General features: G+C 70.3%; 18 protein-coding genes and 1 tRNA gene. 17 read left to right on the top strand and 2 right to left on the bottom strand.

What is annotated here, in order from left to right; translation table 11 throughout:
* Positions 1-263: 263 nt before the first annotated feature.
* Positions 264-1118, bottom strand: a complete 855-nt coding sequence (locus ACZ3II_RS40110; protein WP_465525461.1) for a hypothetical protein — start codon at positions 1116-1118, stop codon at positions 264-266.
* Between the two features lie 503 nt (positions 1119-1621).
* On the opposite strand from ACZ3II_RS40110, the gene ACZ3II_RS40115 reads away from it, so the two are divergent.
* The 7 genes from ACZ3II_RS40115 to ACZ3II_RS40145 all read left to right on the top strand — a co-directional run bounded on the left by ACZ3II_RS40115 (position 1622) and on the right by ACZ3II_RS40145 (position 8192).
* Positions 1622-2530: a hypothetical protein gene (locus ACZ3II_RS40115; RefSeq protein WP_465525463.1), complete on the top strand. Its 909-nt coding sequence runs from the start codon at positions 1622-1624 to the stop codon at positions 2528-2530.
* A complete protein-coding gene (locus tag ACZ3II_RS40120) occupies positions 2514-3491 on the top strand; it encodes a TRM11 family SAM-dependent methyltransferase (protein ID WP_465525465.1) in 978 nt (325 codons plus the stop codon). The genes ACZ3II_RS40115 and ACZ3II_RS40120 overlap by 17 nt, the downstream gene beginning before the upstream one ends.
* Positions 3488-4393 carry a hypothetical protein gene (locus ACZ3II_RS40125; RefSeq protein ID WP_465525467.1) on the top strand — a complete coding sequence of 302 codons (906 nt, stop codon included), beginning with the start codon at positions 3488-3490 and terminating at the stop codon, positions 4391-4393. Before ACZ3II_RS40120 ends, ACZ3II_RS40125 begins: the two co-directional genes overlap by 4 nt.
* Positions 4390-4953, top strand: a complete 564-nt coding sequence (locus ACZ3II_RS40130; RefSeq protein WP_465525469.1) for a DNA cytosine methyltransferase — start codon at positions 4390-4392, stop codon at positions 4951-4953. The genes ACZ3II_RS40125 and ACZ3II_RS40130 overlap by 4 nt, the downstream gene beginning before the upstream one ends.
* A 40-nt stretch (positions 4954-4993) precedes the next feature.
* Positions 4994-5776: a hypothetical protein gene (locus ACZ3II_RS40135; protein WP_465525471.1), complete on the top strand. Its 783-nt coding sequence runs from the start codon at positions 4994-4996 to the stop codon at positions 5774-5776.
* A gap of 567 nt (positions 5777-6343) precedes the next feature.
* Positions 6344-6631, top strand: a complete 288-nt coding sequence (locus ACZ3II_RS40140) for a DNA-binding protein (protein WP_465525473.1) — start codon at positions 6344-6346, stop codon at positions 6629-6631.
* 97 nt (positions 6632-6728) lie between these two features.
* Complete coding sequence (locus ACZ3II_RS40145) at positions 6729-8192, top strand: tyrosine-type recombinase/integrase (RefSeq protein ID WP_465525475.1); 1464 nt, start codon at positions 6729-6731, stop codon at positions 8190-8192.
* Between the two features lie 95 nt (positions 8193-8287).
* Here the strand turns inward: ACZ3II_RS40145 and ACZ3II_RS40150 are convergent.
* Positions 8288-8359, bottom strand: a tRNA-Lys gene (locus ACZ3II_RS40150).
* 672 nt (positions 8360-9031) lie between these two features.
* Between ACZ3II_RS40150 and ACZ3II_RS40155 the strand changes: the two genes are divergently transcribed.
* From ACZ3II_RS40155 to ACZ3II_RS40200, 10 genes are all read left to right on the top strand, one after another.
* The gene (locus ACZ3II_RS40155; RefSeq protein WP_465525477.1) at positions 9032-10264 is read left to right on the top strand and encodes a helix-turn-helix domain-containing protein; all 1233 of its coding nucleotides are present in this window, start codon (positions 9032-9034) and stop codon (positions 10262-10264) included.
* Positions 10265-10424: 160 nt separating this feature from the next.
* Positions 10425-10577, top strand: coding sequence for a hypothetical protein (locus ACZ3II_RS40160; protein ID WP_465525479.1), 153 nt, complete (start codon positions 10425-10427; stop codon positions 10575-10577).
* Positions 10578-11141: 564 nt separating this feature from the next.
* Positions 11142-11963 (top strand): GOLPH3/VPS74 family protein, encoded by an 822-nt coding sequence (locus tag ACZ3II_RS40165; RefSeq protein WP_465525481.1) that lies wholly within the window; start codon positions 11142-11144, stop codon positions 11961-11963.
* Between the two features lie 65 nt (positions 11964-12028).
* Complete coding sequence (locus ACZ3II_RS40170; protein ID WP_465525483.1) at positions 12029-13549, top strand: APC family permease; 1521 nt, start codon at positions 12029-12031, stop codon at positions 13547-13549.
* Positions 13546-14304, top strand: a complete 759-nt coding sequence (locus tag ACZ3II_RS40175; RefSeq protein ID WP_465525485.1) for a GNAT family N-acetyltransferase — start codon at positions 13546-13548, stop codon at positions 14302-14304. Before ACZ3II_RS40170 ends, ACZ3II_RS40175 begins: the two co-directional genes overlap by 4 nt.
* 264 nt (positions 14305-14568) lie before the next feature.
* Entirely contained in the window at positions 14569-15438 is an 870-nt protein-coding gene (locus tag ACZ3II_RS40180; protein WP_465525487.1) for a hypothetical protein, read from the top strand.
* 6 nt (positions 15439-15444) lie between these two features.
* Positions 15445-16221 (top strand): SAM-dependent methyltransferase, encoded by a 777-nt coding sequence (locus tag ACZ3II_RS40185; RefSeq protein ID WP_465525489.1) that lies wholly within the window; start codon positions 15445-15447, stop codon positions 16219-16221.
* Positions 16222-16711: 490 nt separating this feature from the next.
* Positions 16712-17014, top strand: coding sequence for a hypothetical protein (locus tag ACZ3II_RS40190; protein ID WP_465525491.1), 303 nt, complete (start codon positions 16712-16714; stop codon positions 17012-17014).
* A 134-nt stretch (positions 17015-17148) separates the two neighbouring features.
* The gene (locus ACZ3II_RS40195; protein WP_465525493.1) at positions 17149-17595 is read left to right on the top strand and encodes a hypothetical protein; all 447 of its coding nucleotides are present in this window, start codon (positions 17149-17151) and stop codon (positions 17593-17595) included.
* Positions 17596-17877: 282 nt separating this feature from the next.
* Positions 17878-18693: a hypothetical protein gene (locus ACZ3II_RS40200; protein ID WP_465525494.1), complete on the top strand. Its 816-nt coding sequence runs from the start codon at positions 17878-17880 to the stop codon at positions 18691-18693.
* Positions 18694-19072 lie beyond the last annotated feature (379 nt).

The following is a 19072-nucleotide window of genomic DNA, read 5'->3' on the forward strand; positions in this document are numbered from 1 at the left end:
TCTTCGACCCGGCGTGTCGGGCCGGAAACACCGCTCCTGGCACAGTCCCGACGCGCCGAGTCGATGGCTGCTGTGCACTTGGTGGCGTACCGGCTCTGCAGGCCAAGGCGTACGCCGACACCGGGTCATGCTATGGCGAAGGGGACAGCCAAGTCTTCCGAGCGATGACTGTGACACGTCATCGGGTCTGTTCGCCCGGCCCGGAGAGTGATTCGTCGCTGGGGCCGGGCGGTTGACTCGGTCCTGGTTGCAGCCTTTTGGGGTTAGGCAGCCTGTGGCTGCAACGCGGCGGTGCCGCGTCCGGCTCGGATCCGGCGGCGTTGCTCGGCTTTACGCGCCCATGTCTGGCGGGTCTGCGGGGAGATGATGTCGGTGAGCGTGCCGTCGTTGACTGCTTCGGCGATGCGGGCGTCGAGGCGTTCGATGCGGCGGCGCAGGGTGTCCACCGGTAGGCCGAGGCGGGCGGCGATTGGTTCGATCGCGCGGTGGCCGAGCCGCAGGTCGATGTAGGGCTGTTCGTCGTCGGCGTCGACGATGCCGAGTTCGACGGCGCGGCGCACCAGCAGGTCGGGGTGTCCCCACGGGCGTTTGGGGGTTCGTGGTCCGATGGCGTGTTCGAGGATGTCCTCGGGCAGCGGGATCGCTTCGGCGCCGTCGCGCTGTTGCAGTTCGTGGCCGGCGCGCCAGGCCGCGCGGCACAGTGACGCGTACGGTGCCGGCCGGGTGAGGTCGACCCGGTCGCGCAGGGCAGTCAGGAAGCCGGTGAGGATCTCAGCGTCCAGGTCGTGGGCGTCGCCGCCCCAGCCGCGGCGTAGTTGCCCGGCGTAGCGGCGCAGTGCCGGCAGGGCGAGTGCAGTCGCGGCGATGACCCAGGCGGGCCCGTCGAGGCGGGCGCGGCGGATCAGTTCCTGCCATACCGCGTCTCGAGCCTGGTACGAGCGGGGGTGCTGGAGCAGCCAGCGCCGCAACGTCGGTAGGTCGGGCTGGCCGGCGGGGAGGTCGGTGCCCTCCCGCAATGGGTCCAGGTCGAGCAGCAGCGGTTGCGGGCCGGTGGTCAGCACGATGAACGCCGCGTCGACGGCGTCCAGCGGAGACTCGGGCCAGGCGGTGGCGGTCATACAGGCAACTCCAGAGTGAGATCGGGCCGGCTCCGCACGGCGGCGTAGGCCTTCACGAACGGGGTTCCGGCCGTCCGGAAGGGCTGATTACGCCACGACCGGCTGACGCGATGCCGACAAGGCAGGCCACGCCCGGTAGAGGCCGCCGCGTGACGGTTTCTGGGGCGGGCGGGGCTGTGGTGCGCGGCTCACCGGCCCTGCGAGAGCAGCGCTGCGACCGGTAGCGCCTGTGAGGTTGCGGTCAGCCGGTGGGCACGGACGACGCACCGCTTTCCGACGAACGTCTGTCGGGCGTCTGACGGCAGGGCGGTGCGGGTCGGCGGGCGCCGGAGAGGCTAGCCCGGGGCGCGGGCCGCTCTGACTTTCGTCGCGTGGTTGCCACCGGGTGTCTGTTGTCGGACCGGTGTCAGAGGGGTGACAGTGCGGCGGGTGTTCGCCACAGCGCACAGAATCCGGTTTGAGGGAGTCAGCGCATCACGGCGCGGCGTGGAGCCCACCACGTTATGAGCGAGCACACGCCGCAGCATCACGCCCCGCCCATCGCCATCGACTCTGCCGCGATCGACGCGGCTCCGACCGACCTGATCGCCGGTGACCCGCCGGTGCCGATCACCGTCTGGCGTACCGCCCGGACCGAGGCCGACACCGGCCGTAGCATCGGCGTTCGCCTCGCGGCCCGGCTGATCGCCGCCTACTCACGTCCCGGCGAGACCGTCGTCGACCTGACCGACGGTTATCACCTCGCCCAGGCCTGCAGCGACGGTGGCCGTCGGCACCACCCGGCCCGGTTCACCGACGCCTCCCGCCTCGTCATCGGGCCGGCCAGCCCGGCGCCCCGCGCCGGAACCGACACGGAGGCCGCCACCGGCGACGAGGATCCGCCGGAGCTGGGCGTGTGGTTCGGCAACGATCTCACCGACCCCGCCCTGCCTCCGGCCGTCGCGGCGGACAGCAGCCCGCCGGCCGATACCTCCCTGCAGGGCCGGACCAGCCTGGTGGTCACTCTCTGGCCGCTCGACGAGGCCGACGACGCCGCCCACCGGACCCGGCTCGCCGGGCTGGTGAGCGCCTGCGCGCAGCTGCTGCGTCCCGGCGGATGCCTCATCCTCGTGGTCGCCATCCCGGCCGGGACCCCGACGGTTCCGGAGGACTTCACTCCGGTGGTGCAGGCCGCCGCCGGGGCACGGCTGGGCTACCTGCAGCACATCGTCGCCGTCGTCTCCGACACCGCCGGTGACGTGTTCATCTACCACGTCACCGACGAGGAGCTGCTCACCTTGGCCGGCGGCACCGGGCAGTGGCAGGCCGAACACCTGCGCGTGCACGCCGACCTGCTGGTGTTCAGCCAGACGGTCTCCCCGGGGCCGTCGGCTGGCACGGGCACACGCCGGGGCGGTGGTCGCCGTGGCTGAATACCGTTCTACGCCAGTTCCGGCGACGCGTCCCGACACCGCCGCCGGTAGTGGGCCGGTAGCTGGTGGACGGCACCGCGCCGACGACCGTCACGTCGGTCCGGACGGCCTGTCGGTGTGGGCGACCGCCCAGGCGACCGGGCCGGTTCAGCGCAGAGGCCGCTACGTGGCCGAGTCGGTGAAGCATCCGGCGCGGATGCTGCCGGCGATCGCCGCGCATGCCATCAGGCACTACACCCGGGCCGGGGACCTGGTGCTGGACCCGATGTGCGGGATCGGCACCACCCTGGTCGAGGCCGTGCACGCCGGCCGCGACGCGTTCGGCGTCGAGTACGAATCGGCGTGGTCTGACATCGCCGACGCCAACATCCGGCACGCCCACGCCCAAGGCGCGACCGGCCGGGCGGCGGTGATCCGTGGCGACGCTACCGGTCTGCTGTCGCTGGTCCCGGCCGTCCTGACTGGGCAGGTGGCGCTGGTGGTCACCTCACCGCCGTACGGGCCGACCGTGCACGGCCTGGTCGAACCCGGCGACGGTGGCGTCCGCAAGTCCGATAACACCTACAACGACGGCACCGACCGGGGCAATCTCGCCTACCGCGACCTGACCGGCCTGGCCGACGGGTTCGCACAGATCCTTACCGGCTGCGCGACGCTGCTGCGTCCTGGCGGCGTGGTGGTGGTGACCGCCCGGCCGTGGCGCAAACACGGCCAGCTCGTCGACCTGCCGTCCGCGGTTATCGGCGCCGGCCTGCGGGCCGGGCTCACCCCGGTGGACCGGTGCGTCGCCCTACTGGCCGCGGTCCGCGACGACGCGCTGGTGGCCCGGCCCAGCTTCTTCCAGCTCCAGGCGGTGCGTAAGGCCCGCCGGGCCGGCACACCGATGCACCTGATCGCCCACGAGGACGTCATCGTGCTCCAGCGCCGCGGACCACTGGCCGACAGCGGGGTGGCGGCATGAATAGACCCGCCCTCCGGTTCCTCTCCCTCGGCGCCGGGATCCAGAGTTCGGCGCTGCTGCTCCTGGCGGTCCACGGCCGGATTCCGCCGTTCGACGCCGCGATCTTCTCCGACACCGGCTGGGAGCCGGCCGGGGTCTATACGCACCTGTCGCGGCTGGAACAGCTCGCCGCCACGGCCGGGATCCCGGTCGTGCGGGTCTCGGCCGGCAACATCCGCGACGACGCCCTCGACCCCGCTCACCGCTTCGCGTCCATGCCGCTGTTCACGCTCGGCCCCAACGGCGAGCGGGGTATGGCGAGGCGTCAGTGCACCAGCGAATACAAGATCCGGCCGATCAAGGCCGAGGTACGGCGGCGGCTCGGCTACCCACATCCGGCCCGTGTGCCCACCGGCACCTACGCCGAGATGGCGATCGGTATCTCCGTCGACGAAGTACACCGGGCGCGCGACGCCGACGTCGCCTATATGCGCAACGTCTTCCCGCTTCTCGATCTTCGGTGGCGGCGCGGCGACTGCTCAGTCTTTCTGTCCGAGCACGGACTCGCCGACACCCCGCGTTCGGCGTGCCTCGGCTGCCCGTTCCACACCGATCTCGAATGGGTTCGGCTGCGCGAGCAGAACCCCGAGGGGTGGGCGGACGCGGTCGCGTTCGACGCCGCGATCCGCACCGGCTCGGCGCGGGCGACCGCGGATGGCCATCCGCTGCGTGGACGGTTCTTCCTGCATCGTCAGCGCGTGCCACTCGACCAGGTGGTGCTACGGCCCCGCCCCAGCGGCCAGGACGAGACGCCGGGGTGCGGGCCGTGGAGCTGCCCGCACCCGGTAGAGCCGCAGCACGAGGAGTTCCACGACACCCCATCAGGCATCGACGGCATGGTCCGGCTGCGGGAGGTGGCGTGAGTGAGCCGCGCGCGCACCAGCCCGACCGGTTCCGGATCGGGTCCCTCTGTACCGGCTTCGGGGGCCTTGACCTCGCCGTCGAAGCAGTCCTCGGCGGCCACCTCGCCTGGTACGCCGAAACCGACTCTCACGCGAGGAAAGTCCTCGCCACCAGGTGGCCGGACGTCGCCAACCTCGGCGACATCCGCACCGTCGACTGGGCCAGCGTCGACCCAGTCGACATCATCACCGCCGGGTTCCCCTGCCAAGACATCTCCAATGCCGGGCGGCGGGCCGGCATCACGGGCAAGAACTCCAGCCTGTGGGAATCGATCGCTCAAGCCATTCGCGCGCTTCTACCGCCGCTGGTCTTCGTGGAGAACGTGGCCGCCCTCCGCAGCCGCGGCCTCGACGTCGTCCTCGGTGACCTGGCCACGATCGGGTACGACACGCGGTGGGTTTGCTTACGCGCATCCGATATCGGTGCCGCCCACCGCAGGGACCGGCTGTTCCTGCTGGCTACTGCAGCAGACCACGGCGGGAGGCGGTCCCCCGACGTTGCCGACACCATGCGCCCGTGACGGCAAGGGCCGCGGCCATCAGACCAGCAGCCTGCCCACGTTGCTCGAGCCGAACACGCCGTGGAACGGGCTGCTGCCCACGCCGACCGCGTCGGCGTACGGGTCGAACCGGTCGATGTCGGCGGGCGCGGCCCGCCGACCCAGCCTGTACCAGGTCGGTCGGCTGCTGCCGACCCCGACCGCAGCCGACAGCCGCAACTCGGCCAACGCCACCGCCGGGCGCGGCAACCCGACGGCAGCCCACGCCAGGTGCACCCTGACCGACGCCGCCCGGCTGCTGCCCACCCCGCGTGCCAGCGACACCGGCACCGGCGGCCGCCGGGCCGGGCCGGGCTTCCGGCCGCCGCTGTCGCAGGTGCTGCTGCCGACACCCCGGGCTACCGACGGCACGAAAGGATGTCCTGGGCAACGCGGCAGCCACGGTGATCTCACGTTGCCGTCAGCAGCCGTCCAGGTCCTGCCATCTGCGGACACGCCAACGGCGCTGTTGGACGACCATCGGCAGGCGGCAGTCGGCGTCCACGCGGCACCCGGCGAGTTCGACCGGCAGCTGTGGGGTGGATACGCCGAGGCGGTAGGCCGCTGGGAGGTACTCCTCGGCCGCCCAGCACCTGATCCCACGCAGCCTGGCCGGCACGGCAGGCCGGTGCTGGCGCCGTTGTTCGTCGAGTGGCTGATGGGGTTGCCCGCCGGCTGGGTCACCGATCTCGGCTTACCCCGCACCGCCGCTCTGCGGGTCCTCGGCAACGGGGTGGTGTGGGCGCAGGCGGCCACCGCCCTGCACGTCCTGCTCTGCTCGCAGCCGGGTCACCACACGCCGTGAACCACGCGCCTCCTCGGATGGCCTGCTCTTTGTGTGCGTACACCGGCATCTAGCCAGCATCGTGGCACTACCCCTTCGGCGCGAAGGCGGCGTATATGCCAGGGCTCATCCCGCCAGGTAGCTGTCGGGATGAGCCCTGGCTCTGACGAAGCGCCGACGCTCGGCGTCGGTGAGGGCCGTCTCCGTCAGAGGCGTCACCCGCGGCGTGGGGTCGTCGGTGACAAGGTTCGGATGGCGGCGCGCCGGGGCAGTCGAAACGCGCCGCCAGCACCGGGATTCGCCCGGTGCGACACCATGAACCCACGCGACAGCCCATAGATCAAGTTGGCTGCCGCAGCCCTCGTCGGCCAGGCCAAAGACTGCCTGTTTCAGTGAGGCCAACGGAGGACGACGTCCCCCGTCCGCCGTCGCGGGACGCGACATCCTGCCGTCCGTCCTCGTCGCAGGCCGGGCCCGGCGCGGCCCTCCCAGTACCGCACGAATAGTCACCCGCATCACCCACCGCAATCACTCTCTACAGCCCTTTACAGGGCAAGGTGCACCGCCCATAGGGAGGCTCCGCAAGCCATGACCCAGTCCGACCACCCTGCTACCGCTGTGCGCACGGCCTTGGCCGCTGCCGCCGCATGGACCCCGGCGCGTATCCGCGCGCTCGGAGCGGTCACCGACGTACCCACCGCCGCATCCATCTTCGGTATCGGCCGGTCCGCCGCCTACGAACTGATCCAACTCGGCAAGTTCCCGGTGACCGTCCTGCGGTTCGGTGCCCGGTACCGAGTGCCCGTCGCAGCGATTCTCACCGCCCTGCACCTACCTCCCGACACCGGCGGCGAACAACCTCACCCACCGACTTGATCGACGCGGCTCGCCGAGCGTGGATCAACTCTAGGAAATCCGCAGCCCGGCTATGCCCGGGCTGCGGCCCGGCTGACCTTTTCAGGAGGACCCCGGTATGGCGGAAGGTTCCGTCTTCAAACACTGCACCTGCAAAGACGACGACGGGAGACGACTCGGCACCAGCTGCCCGCGGCTGCGCCGCCCCAGCGGCGCCTGGCACTCCAGCCACGGCCGGTGGGCGTATCAACTCGAGCTACCCAAGTCGGCACAAGGAAGCCGGCGCCAGCTACGCCGCTACCGGTTCGACAACCGTGACAGCGCGGCCAAGGAACGCGACGACGCCCTCAGCCTGCTCGCGCTCGCGGGAAATAACACTGACCTCGCCATCGAGATCGGCGACCTGCTCCACCAGCTCAAACCGACCGATCCCCTGCCCGACCGCAACATGATCGCCCGCCGGGTCAAAGCCGGCATCCCCGCCACCACTGCCGTCCTCCTCGGCGACTACCTCCGCGAATGGCACACCGGCCGCCGTATCGAGGCGAGCACGAAACGCTCCTACGACAGTCACATCCGTAACCACCTCGAACCCCACCTCGGACACATCCCGATCGAGAAACTACGCGGCGGTCACATACAAGCCATGTTCAACGCGATCACCGACCACAACGTCGCCATCGAAACCGCCCTCAGCAGCGACGACCCCACCGTCCAATCGTCCGTGAAAGGCCAGCGCATCACCGGCCCCGCCACCATGCACCGCATCCGCGGCACCCTGCGCAAGGCCCTCAACGACGCGATCCGCATCCACCGGCTCATCGAGTTCAACCCGGCCACCCACGTCGAACTGCCCTCGGGAAAACGGCCCAAAGCACGCGTCTGGACCACGGCGGCCGTCAAACACTGGCAGATCACCGGCAAACGGCCCAGCGCGGTCATGGTGTGGACCCCCGACCAAGCCGGACGGTTCCTGGACTACGCCGAAACCCACGACATCGTGCTGTACGCGTTGTACGCCCTCATGCTGTACCGAGGCCTGCGACGCGGCGAAGCGATCGGTCTCCGCGACCTCGACCTCGACCTCGCCACCGGGACAGCGGTCATCAGCCAACAGATAACAACCGTCGGATACGAGCCGGTCACCAAGAAGGTCAAGTCCGAGGCCGGCGAACGGACCATCGCCCTCGACCAAGTCACGACAGCCGTCATCCGAACCCATCTAGCCCGCCGCGCGAGATGGCGGCTGGTCAGCGGACCCGCCTGGCACCAGACCGGCCTGGTGTTCGTCCAACCGAACGGCGCGGCATGGCACCCCGACACCGTCACCAAACGCTTCGACGACCTTGTAGAGAGATCCGGCCTACCGCCGATCCGGCTGCACGACCTGCGGCACTGCGCCGCGACATTCCTCAAAGCCTCCGGCGCCGACCTGCAGGACATCAAGGAGTTGCTCGGCCACTCGACGATCACGATCACCTCGGACACCTACACGTCAGTGATCCAAGAGCTAGAGACAGAACGCGCCAAGGCCGAAGCCGCCGCCGCCCTGGTGCCCCGCGCGATGCGCCCCGCAAGCTGAGCCACTTCCTCCGGTCGCTCCCGAAACCGTTTTCGAGGAGCGACCAGAGGAAGGATGGTTAATCCAGAATCTCAAGTTTTCCCAGCTCAGCGCGGTGGGCCGCCAGGGACTCGAACCCTGAACCTAAGGATTAAAAGTCCTCAGCTCTGCCATTGAGCTAGCAGCCCGCAGCAAACAGAGTACCGGCGTATGACCTTGCCGCCTATCGGGATACCCCAAAGCACGTATTCCTGCAGCTCATGGGCTCATTCAGGGTGTCCCGCGCAACGAACCCGCGCACGCTGAGCAAGATAGGCATAGCCATAGGCGAGCGACCACGGAGCAACACGCGGCCGAGGCGCGAGGGCTACTCGCCCTCTGTCTTGAGATAGTCGCGGTACGGCTGGCTCGGGCGCTGGAAACATGCCCCCCCCAAACCCGGCTCTCTACCGTTCGGACGTGCTGAGCCCCGTACCGCACGTTGTAGGCGGGCAGCCGCGGGTTCGTGGTCCAGGTGCCCAACGAAGCCATGTCAGGCCGTCCTGAAGGCTCGGCCATCTGCCCAGTCGAGCACCTCTGCGCCGAGACCAGAGGCGGACCGAGACGTCGGCAGCATGGCCTTTGCGGCGTAAAGCGCATCGGCCGGGTCGACGTCAGCGAAGCAACGGCGAAACGCGATATCCGTTAAGCCCGTAATCGCGCCAAGGCATAAAGAGACACGATCAAGCGCCGCTGGTGGGCACCTGGTGGGGTGGGGCGCTTCGTCGCGCCCACCGAGCGATGTCGATCGTTGATACCGTCGAGTTGGCGGCCGGAGTAGAGGCCGGCCGCCGCCCCTGTCCTCTACCAGGGAGCGCCCGATGGATCCGTACACCGACCCGCTGGCATTCGGCCAGCGGCTGCAACTTCTCCGCACGCGCCGCGGTCTCACCCGGGACCAGCTCGGCGGTCTGGTCGGCCGGTCCGGGTCGTGGGTCAAGGGGGTGGAGACCGGGCGCTTGAAGACGCCGAAGTTGGACCTGACCCTCGCCCTGGCGGAGGCCCTGCGGGTACGCGACCTGTCCGACCTTACCGGCGACCAGACGCTCCACGTCGACCTGTTCGCCGGGCCCGGCCACCCGAGGCTCGCCGCGGTCAAGGCCGCCATCGATGCCTTCCCCCGTGTCACCGGGCAGGAGGCGTCCTCGATCGCGCACATCCAGGCCCGGCTTGCCGGGGCATGGTCGGCTCGGCACTCCGCCCCGAACCACCGCGAGGTGGTCGGGGCGCTGCTGCCTGACCTGATCCGGGACGCGCAACTGGCCGTCCGGCAGGCCGACACCGGCCTGCAGCGCCGGGACGCGCAGGCCGTGCTGTCCGAGGTGTACTCGCTGAGCCAGTTCTTCGTGGCCTACCAGCCGGACGCCGCCCTGCTGTGGCGGGTGGCTGAACGCGGCCTGGTTGCCGCCCAGGAGTCCGAGGACCCGCACGCGATCGGCGTGGCCGCGTGGTTGACCGCCCAGGCGCACCGCGACTCCGGGCCGTCGCACTTTGACGCCGCCGACGCGGTGACTCGGCAGACCCTTGACTACCTGGAACCTCTGTTGGGGGACGCGTCGGCTGATGTCCTGGCGATCGCTGGCGCCCTAGAATTCGAGGCCGGGTACACGGCGGCCCGGCGCGGGGCTACCGGGGTGGCGTGGCGGCACTGGGAGACTGCCCGCGCGATGGCCGCCGAGCTGCCCTCGGGCTACTTCCACCCGATCACGTCGTTCTCCCGGGCCATCATGGGCGCCCACGCGGTGACGGTGGCCGTGGAGCTGCGTCAGGGCGGCGAGTCCGTCCGCCAGGCGGTGGCCGCCGACACGGTGGTCATCCCGTCTCGCCCGCGCCTGGCTCGGCACCGGGTCGAAGAGGCACGCGGGTACCAGCTCGACGGGCAGCCGGACGTCGCCCTGGCAACCCTCGAGAAGGCGCACGAGGCTGCGCCCGAGACGATCCGGTACAACGGTTACGCAAAGAGAATCGTCCTCGAAGAGGCCGAGTCCAAGAGCCCCGCCCGTCGCCGGCGCGCCTCTGCGCTCGCCGTGAAAATCGGCGTGCTCGCTGCATAAGCCACGGGCACAAACTGTGCCCCTGCTTCTACTTGCCCGCCCTTAGCTTCGTTCACAGCGGCGGCGGGCCCGGAACCGCAAGACGGGACGCCAGCCGTCGCCCTTAGATCGGCGGGTCGCGCCCGTGATCGCGGCCCGCCCCGGGTGCTGGGGAGGCGAGATGCTGGCGAAGGTGCAGCGACACCTGCTGTGGCGCAGGCGGCTACGGGCAGTCCGCGACTGGCAGGAGGCAGAACGGCAGCAGGCCGTCGAGTACTCCGCCGCGATCCGCCGCATCCTCGACCAGACAACGGAAATCCGAGACCAGGCATGACCGGGCTGGCGCGGCCTGCCGTCGGTCCCCGCGAGCTGCCGGCCGGGGATCATCGCGGCTCGGAGCATGTACCGGAGAAGACGAGCGGCCTGGCTCCTCTCCCCGCAGTTGAACGCCGTCGGCACTTCACTCGAAGTCAGGGCTCCCCGGCCTTCCGAGTGAGCGGATTGGCGAACAGCAGCCCTGTTGCGCTAAGCGCCTTCATGCGAGTAAACCATTTTGCTGATCTATCGATATGCCAGCCTTGCATGCTGACTATGTGATCTCTATGCGCGATTCATCATGGCGGCTTCGGCCTTGGCCATTAAACATCGGAGGTGGCGGTTCGCTGCCGGATCACCTCCCGCGCTGGAGGCACCCGGCCAGCCCTTTCGCTGCCGCAACACGGCATGGGCGACCTCGGCGGTGAATCGGTCTCTCAATTCCCGAGGCCGTTGATCAAGATACGCGTTTCACCGCACACATTCATGACAGTCGGGCCAGTTGGGCGGGATTCACCTGCCTCATCCGGCTTGCCGACGGATGCGACTTTCACATTCTTTTCGCGAGTAGGGGGTTTTTGTAATGCCGCCGCAGTACAGGGATCGGCTCGATCTCGGCGACGCGCGTCTGGGGCCGGCGATGTCCGGTGTCCGGGCCGGCAGTGGCCGCCATGCTGGACCGCGGCGTTCCGCGGGTATGGCGCCTACGGTGCCGAGGCCGCGGCGTGGTGGTTCGCTGTCGCGGTCCTGGTCGGCGGCGGGGTGGCCGTTGCTGGCTGATGACGTGTGGCGGTTGCTACACGACGACCGGTCGGGGGCGCTGGTGGTCGACGGGCGTGCTGCCGCGTTGGCGTTGTCGGCGGGGTTGCTGGGTGAGCTGGTGATGGCCGGCCGGGTGACGGTCGGGCTCGGTGTGGTGCAGGTGGTGGACCGGCGGGCGCCGCAGGACGCGGTGGCTCACACGGTGCTGGACTGTGTCGATCGGGAACCGGCTGCTGTCGGGGTCCGGTCGTGGCTGGAGGTCCTGGCGCGTGGGCTGGCGACGGTGTTGGGCGCGTATGAGCTGGTGGCGCAGCGGATGTTGTGGGCCGGGCATGTGCGGGAACAGCGGCGGCATTGGTGGTCGCGTGAGGTGGTGTATCCGCCGACGGACACCAGTATCGCCGCGTGGCCGGCGGCTGGACTGGCCACCGGTCTGCGTCGGGGTGTGGCCGTCAGCGAGTTCGAGGCTGCTCTGACCGGGATCTGTTTCGCGGTGAATCTGCAGCATCGGGTGTTCGCCGCGGACCACGCTGCCGCGGCCGGACAGCTGCCGTCACTGGTCACGGCTTTGCCTGCGCCGTTGGCGCAGTTGATCGGAGAACTCGACGCCGCGGTGACGAACGCGGTCCTGCACCGCCGCTAGCCGGCCTGGCCGCGGCTGGGCCTCTCTTCTTCCCCTCGCTTTTCGTCTCTTGGCAGGAGTTCTTTGTGGTGATCCTTCAACCTGGGCAGCCGGCCGTCGGTACGGTGACGCGGTCGCTGGCGGCGTCTCGGCTCGGTGTGCCGGGTGTGGTGTTCTTCGTGATGGCGGCGGCCGCCCCGTTGACGGTGGTGGCCGGTGGCGCGACCACCGGTTTCGCGACGACCGGGTTGTTGAGCATTCCGTTGGCGTATGTGGTGGTCGCGGTGGTTCTGGCGGTGTTCTCCGCGGGTTATGTGGCGATGAGCCGCCGGATCGTCAACGCGGGCGCTTTCTATGTGTATGTGACGCACGGGTTGGGTCGGGCGCCGGGGGTGGCGGCGGCGTTCGTGGCGGTGCTGGCCTACAACGCGATGCAGGTCGGCCTGTACGGCGGGCTCGGTGTGGTGGCTGCCGCGGCTTTCGAGGGCTGGTTCGGGATCGGCTGGTCCTGGTGGGCCTGGGCGTTGATCGCCTGGGCGCTGGTGGCGGTGCTGGGGCTGTTGCGTATCGATGTCAGCGGGTGGGTGCTGGCGGTGCTGCTGGTCGCGGAGATCGTGGTCGCCGCGGTGCTGGCGGCGGTGCATGTGGCGCATCCGGCCGGTGGCACGCACACGTTCGCCGCGTTCGACCTGGGGCAGTTGTTCGCCGGTGGGTTCGGGGCGGCGGCGGTCATCGCGATCACCGGGTTCGTGGGGGTGGAGGCCACCACGGTGTTGTCGGAGGAGAGCAAGAATCCGCAGCGGACCGTGAAGGCCGCCACGTATCTGGCGGTCGGGTTGATCGGTGTGTTGTACGGGTTCTGTTCGTGGGCGATGGTGCAGGCCGCCGGGCCGGAGAACATCGTGGTCCGGTCGCAGGCCGAGAGCACCGAGCTGATCTTCAATCTGGCGGGCCCGTATGTCAGCCGGTGGCTGCTGGATGTAGGGCATCTGCTGTTCATCACCAGCCTGTTCGCGGCGCTGCTGTCGTTTCACACCACGGTCGGCCGGTACCTGTTCGCGCTCGGCCGCGAGGGTGTGCTGCCGGGTGTGCTGGCGCGGACCGGGGCGCGGACGCGGGCGCCGTTGACCGGGTCGCTGGCGCAGACCGGGATCGCGTTCGTGGTGATCGTGACCTACGCGATCCTCGGCTGGGACCCGCTGGTCAGGCTGTTCTTCTGGGTGAGCGTGTCCGGTGGGCTGGGGGTGCTGGCGCTGATGGCGGTGACCTCGGTGGCGGTGCTGGCGTATTTCCTCGGCCATCGTCGGGAGGCCGGCGTCGGGATCGTGGCCGGGCTGGTGGCGCCCGCGTTGGCGGGGGCGGCGCTCAGTTTGTTGTTGGCGTTGACGGTGCTGCAGTTCGACACGCTGCTCGGGGTGGCCGCGGGCCATCCGCTGCGTTGGGCGATCCCGGCCGGGTTCGCGGCGGCCGCGGTCCTCGGCGTGGGGTGGGCGAGCGTGCTGCGCCGGGTCCGGCCTGCGGTGTACGTGGGGATCGGCAGCGGTAACCGCCCTCAGGTGGCCGGTGTCGAGCCGGCCTGGGTCACGCGGCCGGTGGTGCGGCCGTGACCCGCGAGGCGAGCCTCATCCGGCCGGCGTCCATCCAGGACCGGGCCCTGCTGACCGCGATCCTGACCGCCGCGTTCCTGGACGCCGACTGGGCGTCGTGGCTGATCGCCGACCGGCCGGCCCGGGCCGCGGTCTACCCGCGCTACTTCGACATCCTGGTCGGCCACATCGTGCGGCATGGCCGGGTCAACCTGGCCGGTGAGGACGCGGCCGCGTTCTGGCTGCCCTACGAGCAGAACCCGCCGCCGGACGTCCGCGACTATGACGCCCGGCTCGCCCGGGCGGTCGGCGGACACCTGCCGCGCTTCCGGTGGCTCGACACCGCGATGTGCGAGCACCACCCGACCGGCCGGCCACATCACTACCTCGCCTTCCTCGCGGTCCGGCCCGCCGCGCAGGGCCGGGGGCTGGGCAGCGGCTTGCTGCGCCACCATCACCAGCGCCTGGACACGGTCGGGATGCCCGCCTATCTGGAAGCCACCGGCCTGCGCAACCGCGAGCTGTATGTGCGGCACGGCTACGAACCGCTGCCGTCGTTCACGGCCGCACCCGACAGCCCGCCGCTGTACCCGATGTGGCGGCGCCCCGGATCGGCACGAACACTGCAGGCCACGACCGACGGCGCACCGGCCGACCCTGAGGTGTTCCCGTCCGGGTGTGTGTCCGTCACCTGGCAGCCCGGCGACGTACCACCAGCGGTCACCGCCCACGCCGACCGGGCGGCTCTGCCGCCCAGCCCCACGGCGCAACGGTGACCCGTACCCGATGACTGACCTGCTTGCCCTTTTTGCGGGGCAGGCGCAGAGCCGGGGCCACGTCCCGCCCGCAGCGGTGGCCCCGAACAGGCCGGGTGCGTATCACCGGGACGGTGCGCACCCGGCCACCCGACTCCCTCACGGGCCGACCACCGGCCCCACGCGGAACACAATCCGATAGGAGGTGCCGTCCATGGAATCCACCGTGACCCGCCCACCGAGTGCTTTCCCCGTAATCGCCGCCGAGCGCGGGGTGGGTGCACGATGAACGGCGACGCCGCCGACCGGCTCCAGCGCCTGGCCGCACAGGTCGCCTGGCTGCGCCAGCGCGTCGGCCGGGTACCGCAGGAGCGGCTACGCTCCCCGGCCGGCGGGTGTGCACAGCGGTCGGCGATCGTCGTGCATACGGCCCGCCGGCTGCTGGCCACCGGCCGGCTGGAACAGGCCCAGCAGCTGCTCGACGCTCATCTGCGCACCGTCGACCTGAGCGGGCACACCGGCGACCTCGGGCTCATCGACGCGGTCCAGATGCACACCAGCATGCTCTACACCAGCGCCACGGATCCGGACCGGCAACGCCACGACGCCGAGTTCGCCTACGTCTCGGCCTGCCGATGCGCCGACCTGCACCGCCAGCTGCGCACCGGCGCCCTGCTCGGGCTGATCACGCACGCCCAGGGCCGCTACCGGCAGGCCAGCACGGTCCGCGCCGACCTGCTGCAGCGGATACCCGGCGCGGCCGGCGACGACCCGATCCTGAAAGCGCGGATGGACCTGGCCGACAGCCTGCACCACGGCGGCCGCTGCGGCGAGGCGATCCGGCAGGCCGACACCGCATGGCAGGCTTGGCGCGCCACCCCCGACCGGCGCCGCACGCACGGCACCGGCATCCTCGTCGGCTACCTCGCCATGCTGATGGGCTGCGGCCGCGACACCGACGCCCACTGCATTGCCGCCGAAGCCCTGAGCATCACCGCGGCATGGAGCATCCTGGTGACCTCGCTGATCCACCCACCGACCAGCTGCTCCCCCGGCTTCACCGGCCACCAACCGGTCTGCGCCCGCCAGATCACCACCGCCGGGGACCCGGACATCACCCGGGTGGCTGCCGTCGAACAGCGCTGGGCCCGGTGAGCGGCCATGACGTTCGATCACACCCGGCCGAGCCAGGCCCGCATCGCCGACTTCATCCACGAGGGTAGGGAGAACTTCGCCGCCGACCGCAGGGCCGTCGAACTGGCCGGTGAGTGGGCGCCGCGGCTGGTGGCGGCAGCGGCCCATCACCGGGCGTACCTTCGGCGGCTCATCACGTACCTGGTTCGTGACTGCGGCATCCAGCAGTTCCTGGACATCGGCTGCGGCTACCCGGCCCCGTCCAATGTGCACGAGATCGCCCGCGAGCAGGACCCGGCGTGCCGTGTCCTGTACGTCGACAACGACCCGTACGTGGCCCGGCACGCCTACGCCCTGCTGGGCGACGGGGACAACGGCGTGGACTCCCTGCAGGCCGACCTACGCCGGCCGCAGGACATCCTCACCAGCCAGGCCTGGACGACGACCTTTGACCCGGCGAAGCCGATCGCGTTGCTGCTGCTCGACGTGCTGCACCACTGCCCGGACGACGAGCCCGTACAACCCGTTCAGCACCTGATCTCGCACCTGCCGCCCGGCAGCTACGCCGCCCTGTCGCACCTCACCACCGATGGGCTGCCCGCCGAGCAACGGCACGTGTTCGCGAAGATCTCCTGCGGCCCGTGGTACGCCCGGTCACGACGCGAAGTCCTGGCCCTGCTCGACGGCCTGGACCTCGACGAACACGGCCTGACCGCCACGACCCTCTGGCGCCCCGAACCCGGAGACGTCCCGGCTGACCTGGCTACCGCGTTGCGGTACGCGGCCGTCACCCGCAAACCGTAGAGGCGAGCGCTCATGCCTCTTCCTTTCTCCGGTGACGTCACCTCCGTGACCACGGCGGCGAGCGTGCCGTTTTCGTCGCCTCCGCTGGTGCGGGTCATCCGCGTCAGCGATCTGTCTGCCCACAAGAAACTCGCCCTGGATCGATGGCGGCGGGCGCCCTCGTGGCGCACCGGCGCCTCCGACCTGTTCCCCGAGCCGTCCAGCACGCTCCGCCAGTGCGAAGGAGGACACCGGCATGCCCCCCACAGCGACACACGACCTGTCTCACCCGTCCCGCCCGGCCACGGCTGCCGACCGGCACAGCTCCCGACGGCCGGTCCCGCGGACCGCACCGCCTGATCGGGCCCGTCGACCGGCGCCCGGCAGCGGTGCTCCGCCGACTGCCCGCACCGGTGGCCAGGCGATGACCAGCGGCGGCATCCCTCTCGCGTCCGTCGCGGTGCGCGTCGGTGTGCCGACCGTGGTGGTGGCAGGCCGATGGTGAGTTCCGATGTTGTCGCCGGGCGACGAACTGTATGTGGGCCGGGCGGCGAGTGTGCAGTTCACCGGCGAGCGTGCGCTCAGGTTCCGGGTGATCCGGGTCGATCCGGCGCCGACCTACCACGGGTGGGTCTGGCTGGACGGGTATGTGCTGGGCCCGAAGGACGAAGCGGTCGAGCGGCGCAGGATCTTCGTGCAGAAGGCGGGGCTGCAGCGGGTGACTCGTGCGGCATCGTCTGGGTCGGCGACCGGCAAACGTGGTCGCCGAGGGACGTCTGCGAACGGCGGGCCGGCCACGACGAAGGAGTCCTGACACACGCGCAGGCACAGGACCTCGCCGCGACACGCTGCCCGTACGAACCGCAGGTCCGCCGCTCCCGGTATGCGGTCCGCCCGGCCGCCGGCAGCCCACGGGAGGCAATCGTCCTCGCCACACACGCCGACCTGGTGTGGGCGCTGCGGCGCTGGCTGATGTGCCTGCTCGTGTTCGACCGGGCCGAGGGCTGCTGGATCCTGATGTTCCGCGACGACACCGGCAATCACCTCAGCGGTGGCGAGGACAACCGGGACCTCACCGATCCCCGGGCGGCCATGACAGCACAGCAGTGGGCGACTCAGTTCCTGCAACGCCGGTCACCGGAATGGGACGACCAACCGTGCGACGAGCAGGGCGAGCCGGAGCCGATCCGGCTCTGCGACGAATCGGCCTGCCCGGCACAGTTACCGCCGCTCCAGCCCACGGAATGGCGCACCGTCTGGCACGCCGGGCTACGGGGCTACGCGCCGCTGTTCGCCGGGACACAGCCCTGCCACATCCCCGTCTCAGATCTCGACCCGGCGACCGGCGCGAACTGCTTCTGCGTGCGAACCGGCCAAGGAGACCGGCATGGCTAACCCGAGACCCCTCCTCCGACCCGCCAGAACGCAGCCAAGGCCGCCGTCCGCCACCGGCGATGTGGTTCCCGCCGAGACGGCCGGGACGGCGATGCCCGTGGGCGGGCCTGTCGGCGCAGACGAGTCCGCCACGACAGTGATCGTCCGCGACCCGCACACCAGCCAGCGGCGGGTTCCAATTCCCGCGGATCGCGGCCGAAGCAGCGGGGCCGGCCTCATCCGGGTCGAGCCGCCAGGACGCGGTGGAGGGACGGATGCGATGTCGTGGCCGGAGCGTCCGGCATGACCAGCATGCTGTTGGAAGGCAACGCCCTGACGATGCTGCGCAACGCCAGGGTGATGGCCTGCGGGACGCCGTCGGGCGGGCTGGACGGAGCGGGAGTCGCGGCGCTGGCGAATGTGCTGAACCGTCTCGACCCGGCGGTGATGAGCTGGAACCTGGAACTGGCCGAGGCTGCGGTACTGCTGTTCGGAACCGCCGGCAAAGGCCCGGCGCAACAGGCCCTTGAGTGGCTGCGATACGCCCAGCGCACCGCCACCGTGCTGGTAAGCCCATTGTCCCCGCTGTCGTGTGAGGCCAGCGCCCACCTGGGCCGCTGGTGCGAACAGGCGGGAAACCAGCGCGAGGCCGCGGCAGCGTGGGAAGTCGTCACCCTAGGCATGCAGCAGCGAGACCAATGGCAGAACGCGCACCAGGCCCGGCTGCACTGGGCGTCCAACCTGCATCGACTCGGCTCCTGCGACGACGCGGTGCTCGTTCTGCGGCACGCCTGGGACTGGCGGGCGGTCACGCACCCCCGCGGCCCGCTGACGATCGCGATCAGCTGCCTGCAACTGCTGGGACTCTGCGGCCGGCAGGACGAAGAGACCGCGTACTGGTCCGTGATGCCGCTACACAGCACCCCCGCCGAGAACTCCATCGCACTCGACACGCTCCGGTCCTACGCCGCCTCCAGCCGAAGAACCACCGACCTCGGCGCCCACACCGCGGTATGCGGCTACCGCGGCAGCCCCGCGGCGATCACGCTCCCGACACCGCCCCAGCGCCGACGCCCCGCACCTCCTCCGCTGGGCATCGGAGGCAGCGGCCATGGATAGCCCACCGACAACCCCGATGCACCGAGCGGCCAGACCCAGTTGGAACTGCGAAGACTGCGGACAACCATGGCCATGCCCACAGCGCCAGGCGACACTCCTCGCCGACCACCCCAGCGACCGCATGACCCTACTAATGTTCCTGGCTGACCTGATGACCGAAGCGATCGACGACCTCCATCAACACGGCGCCGGAGCGGTGCCCGACCTGTATGACCGGTTCCTCGGCTGGGCCCACCGAGCGACCGCCAAACCCCTCGCAACACCGGTAGCCGAGAACTCTTCCAGCAGTCGCCACCACCCTGCCGCAGACCAGTTCTGCGGACACCGACAAACCCAGCTTGCTGAAGGTCGCACTGATCTGCCGATGAGAGCGCGCTTC

It is taken from the genome of Actinoplanes sp. NPDC019969 (assembly GCF_055562375.1).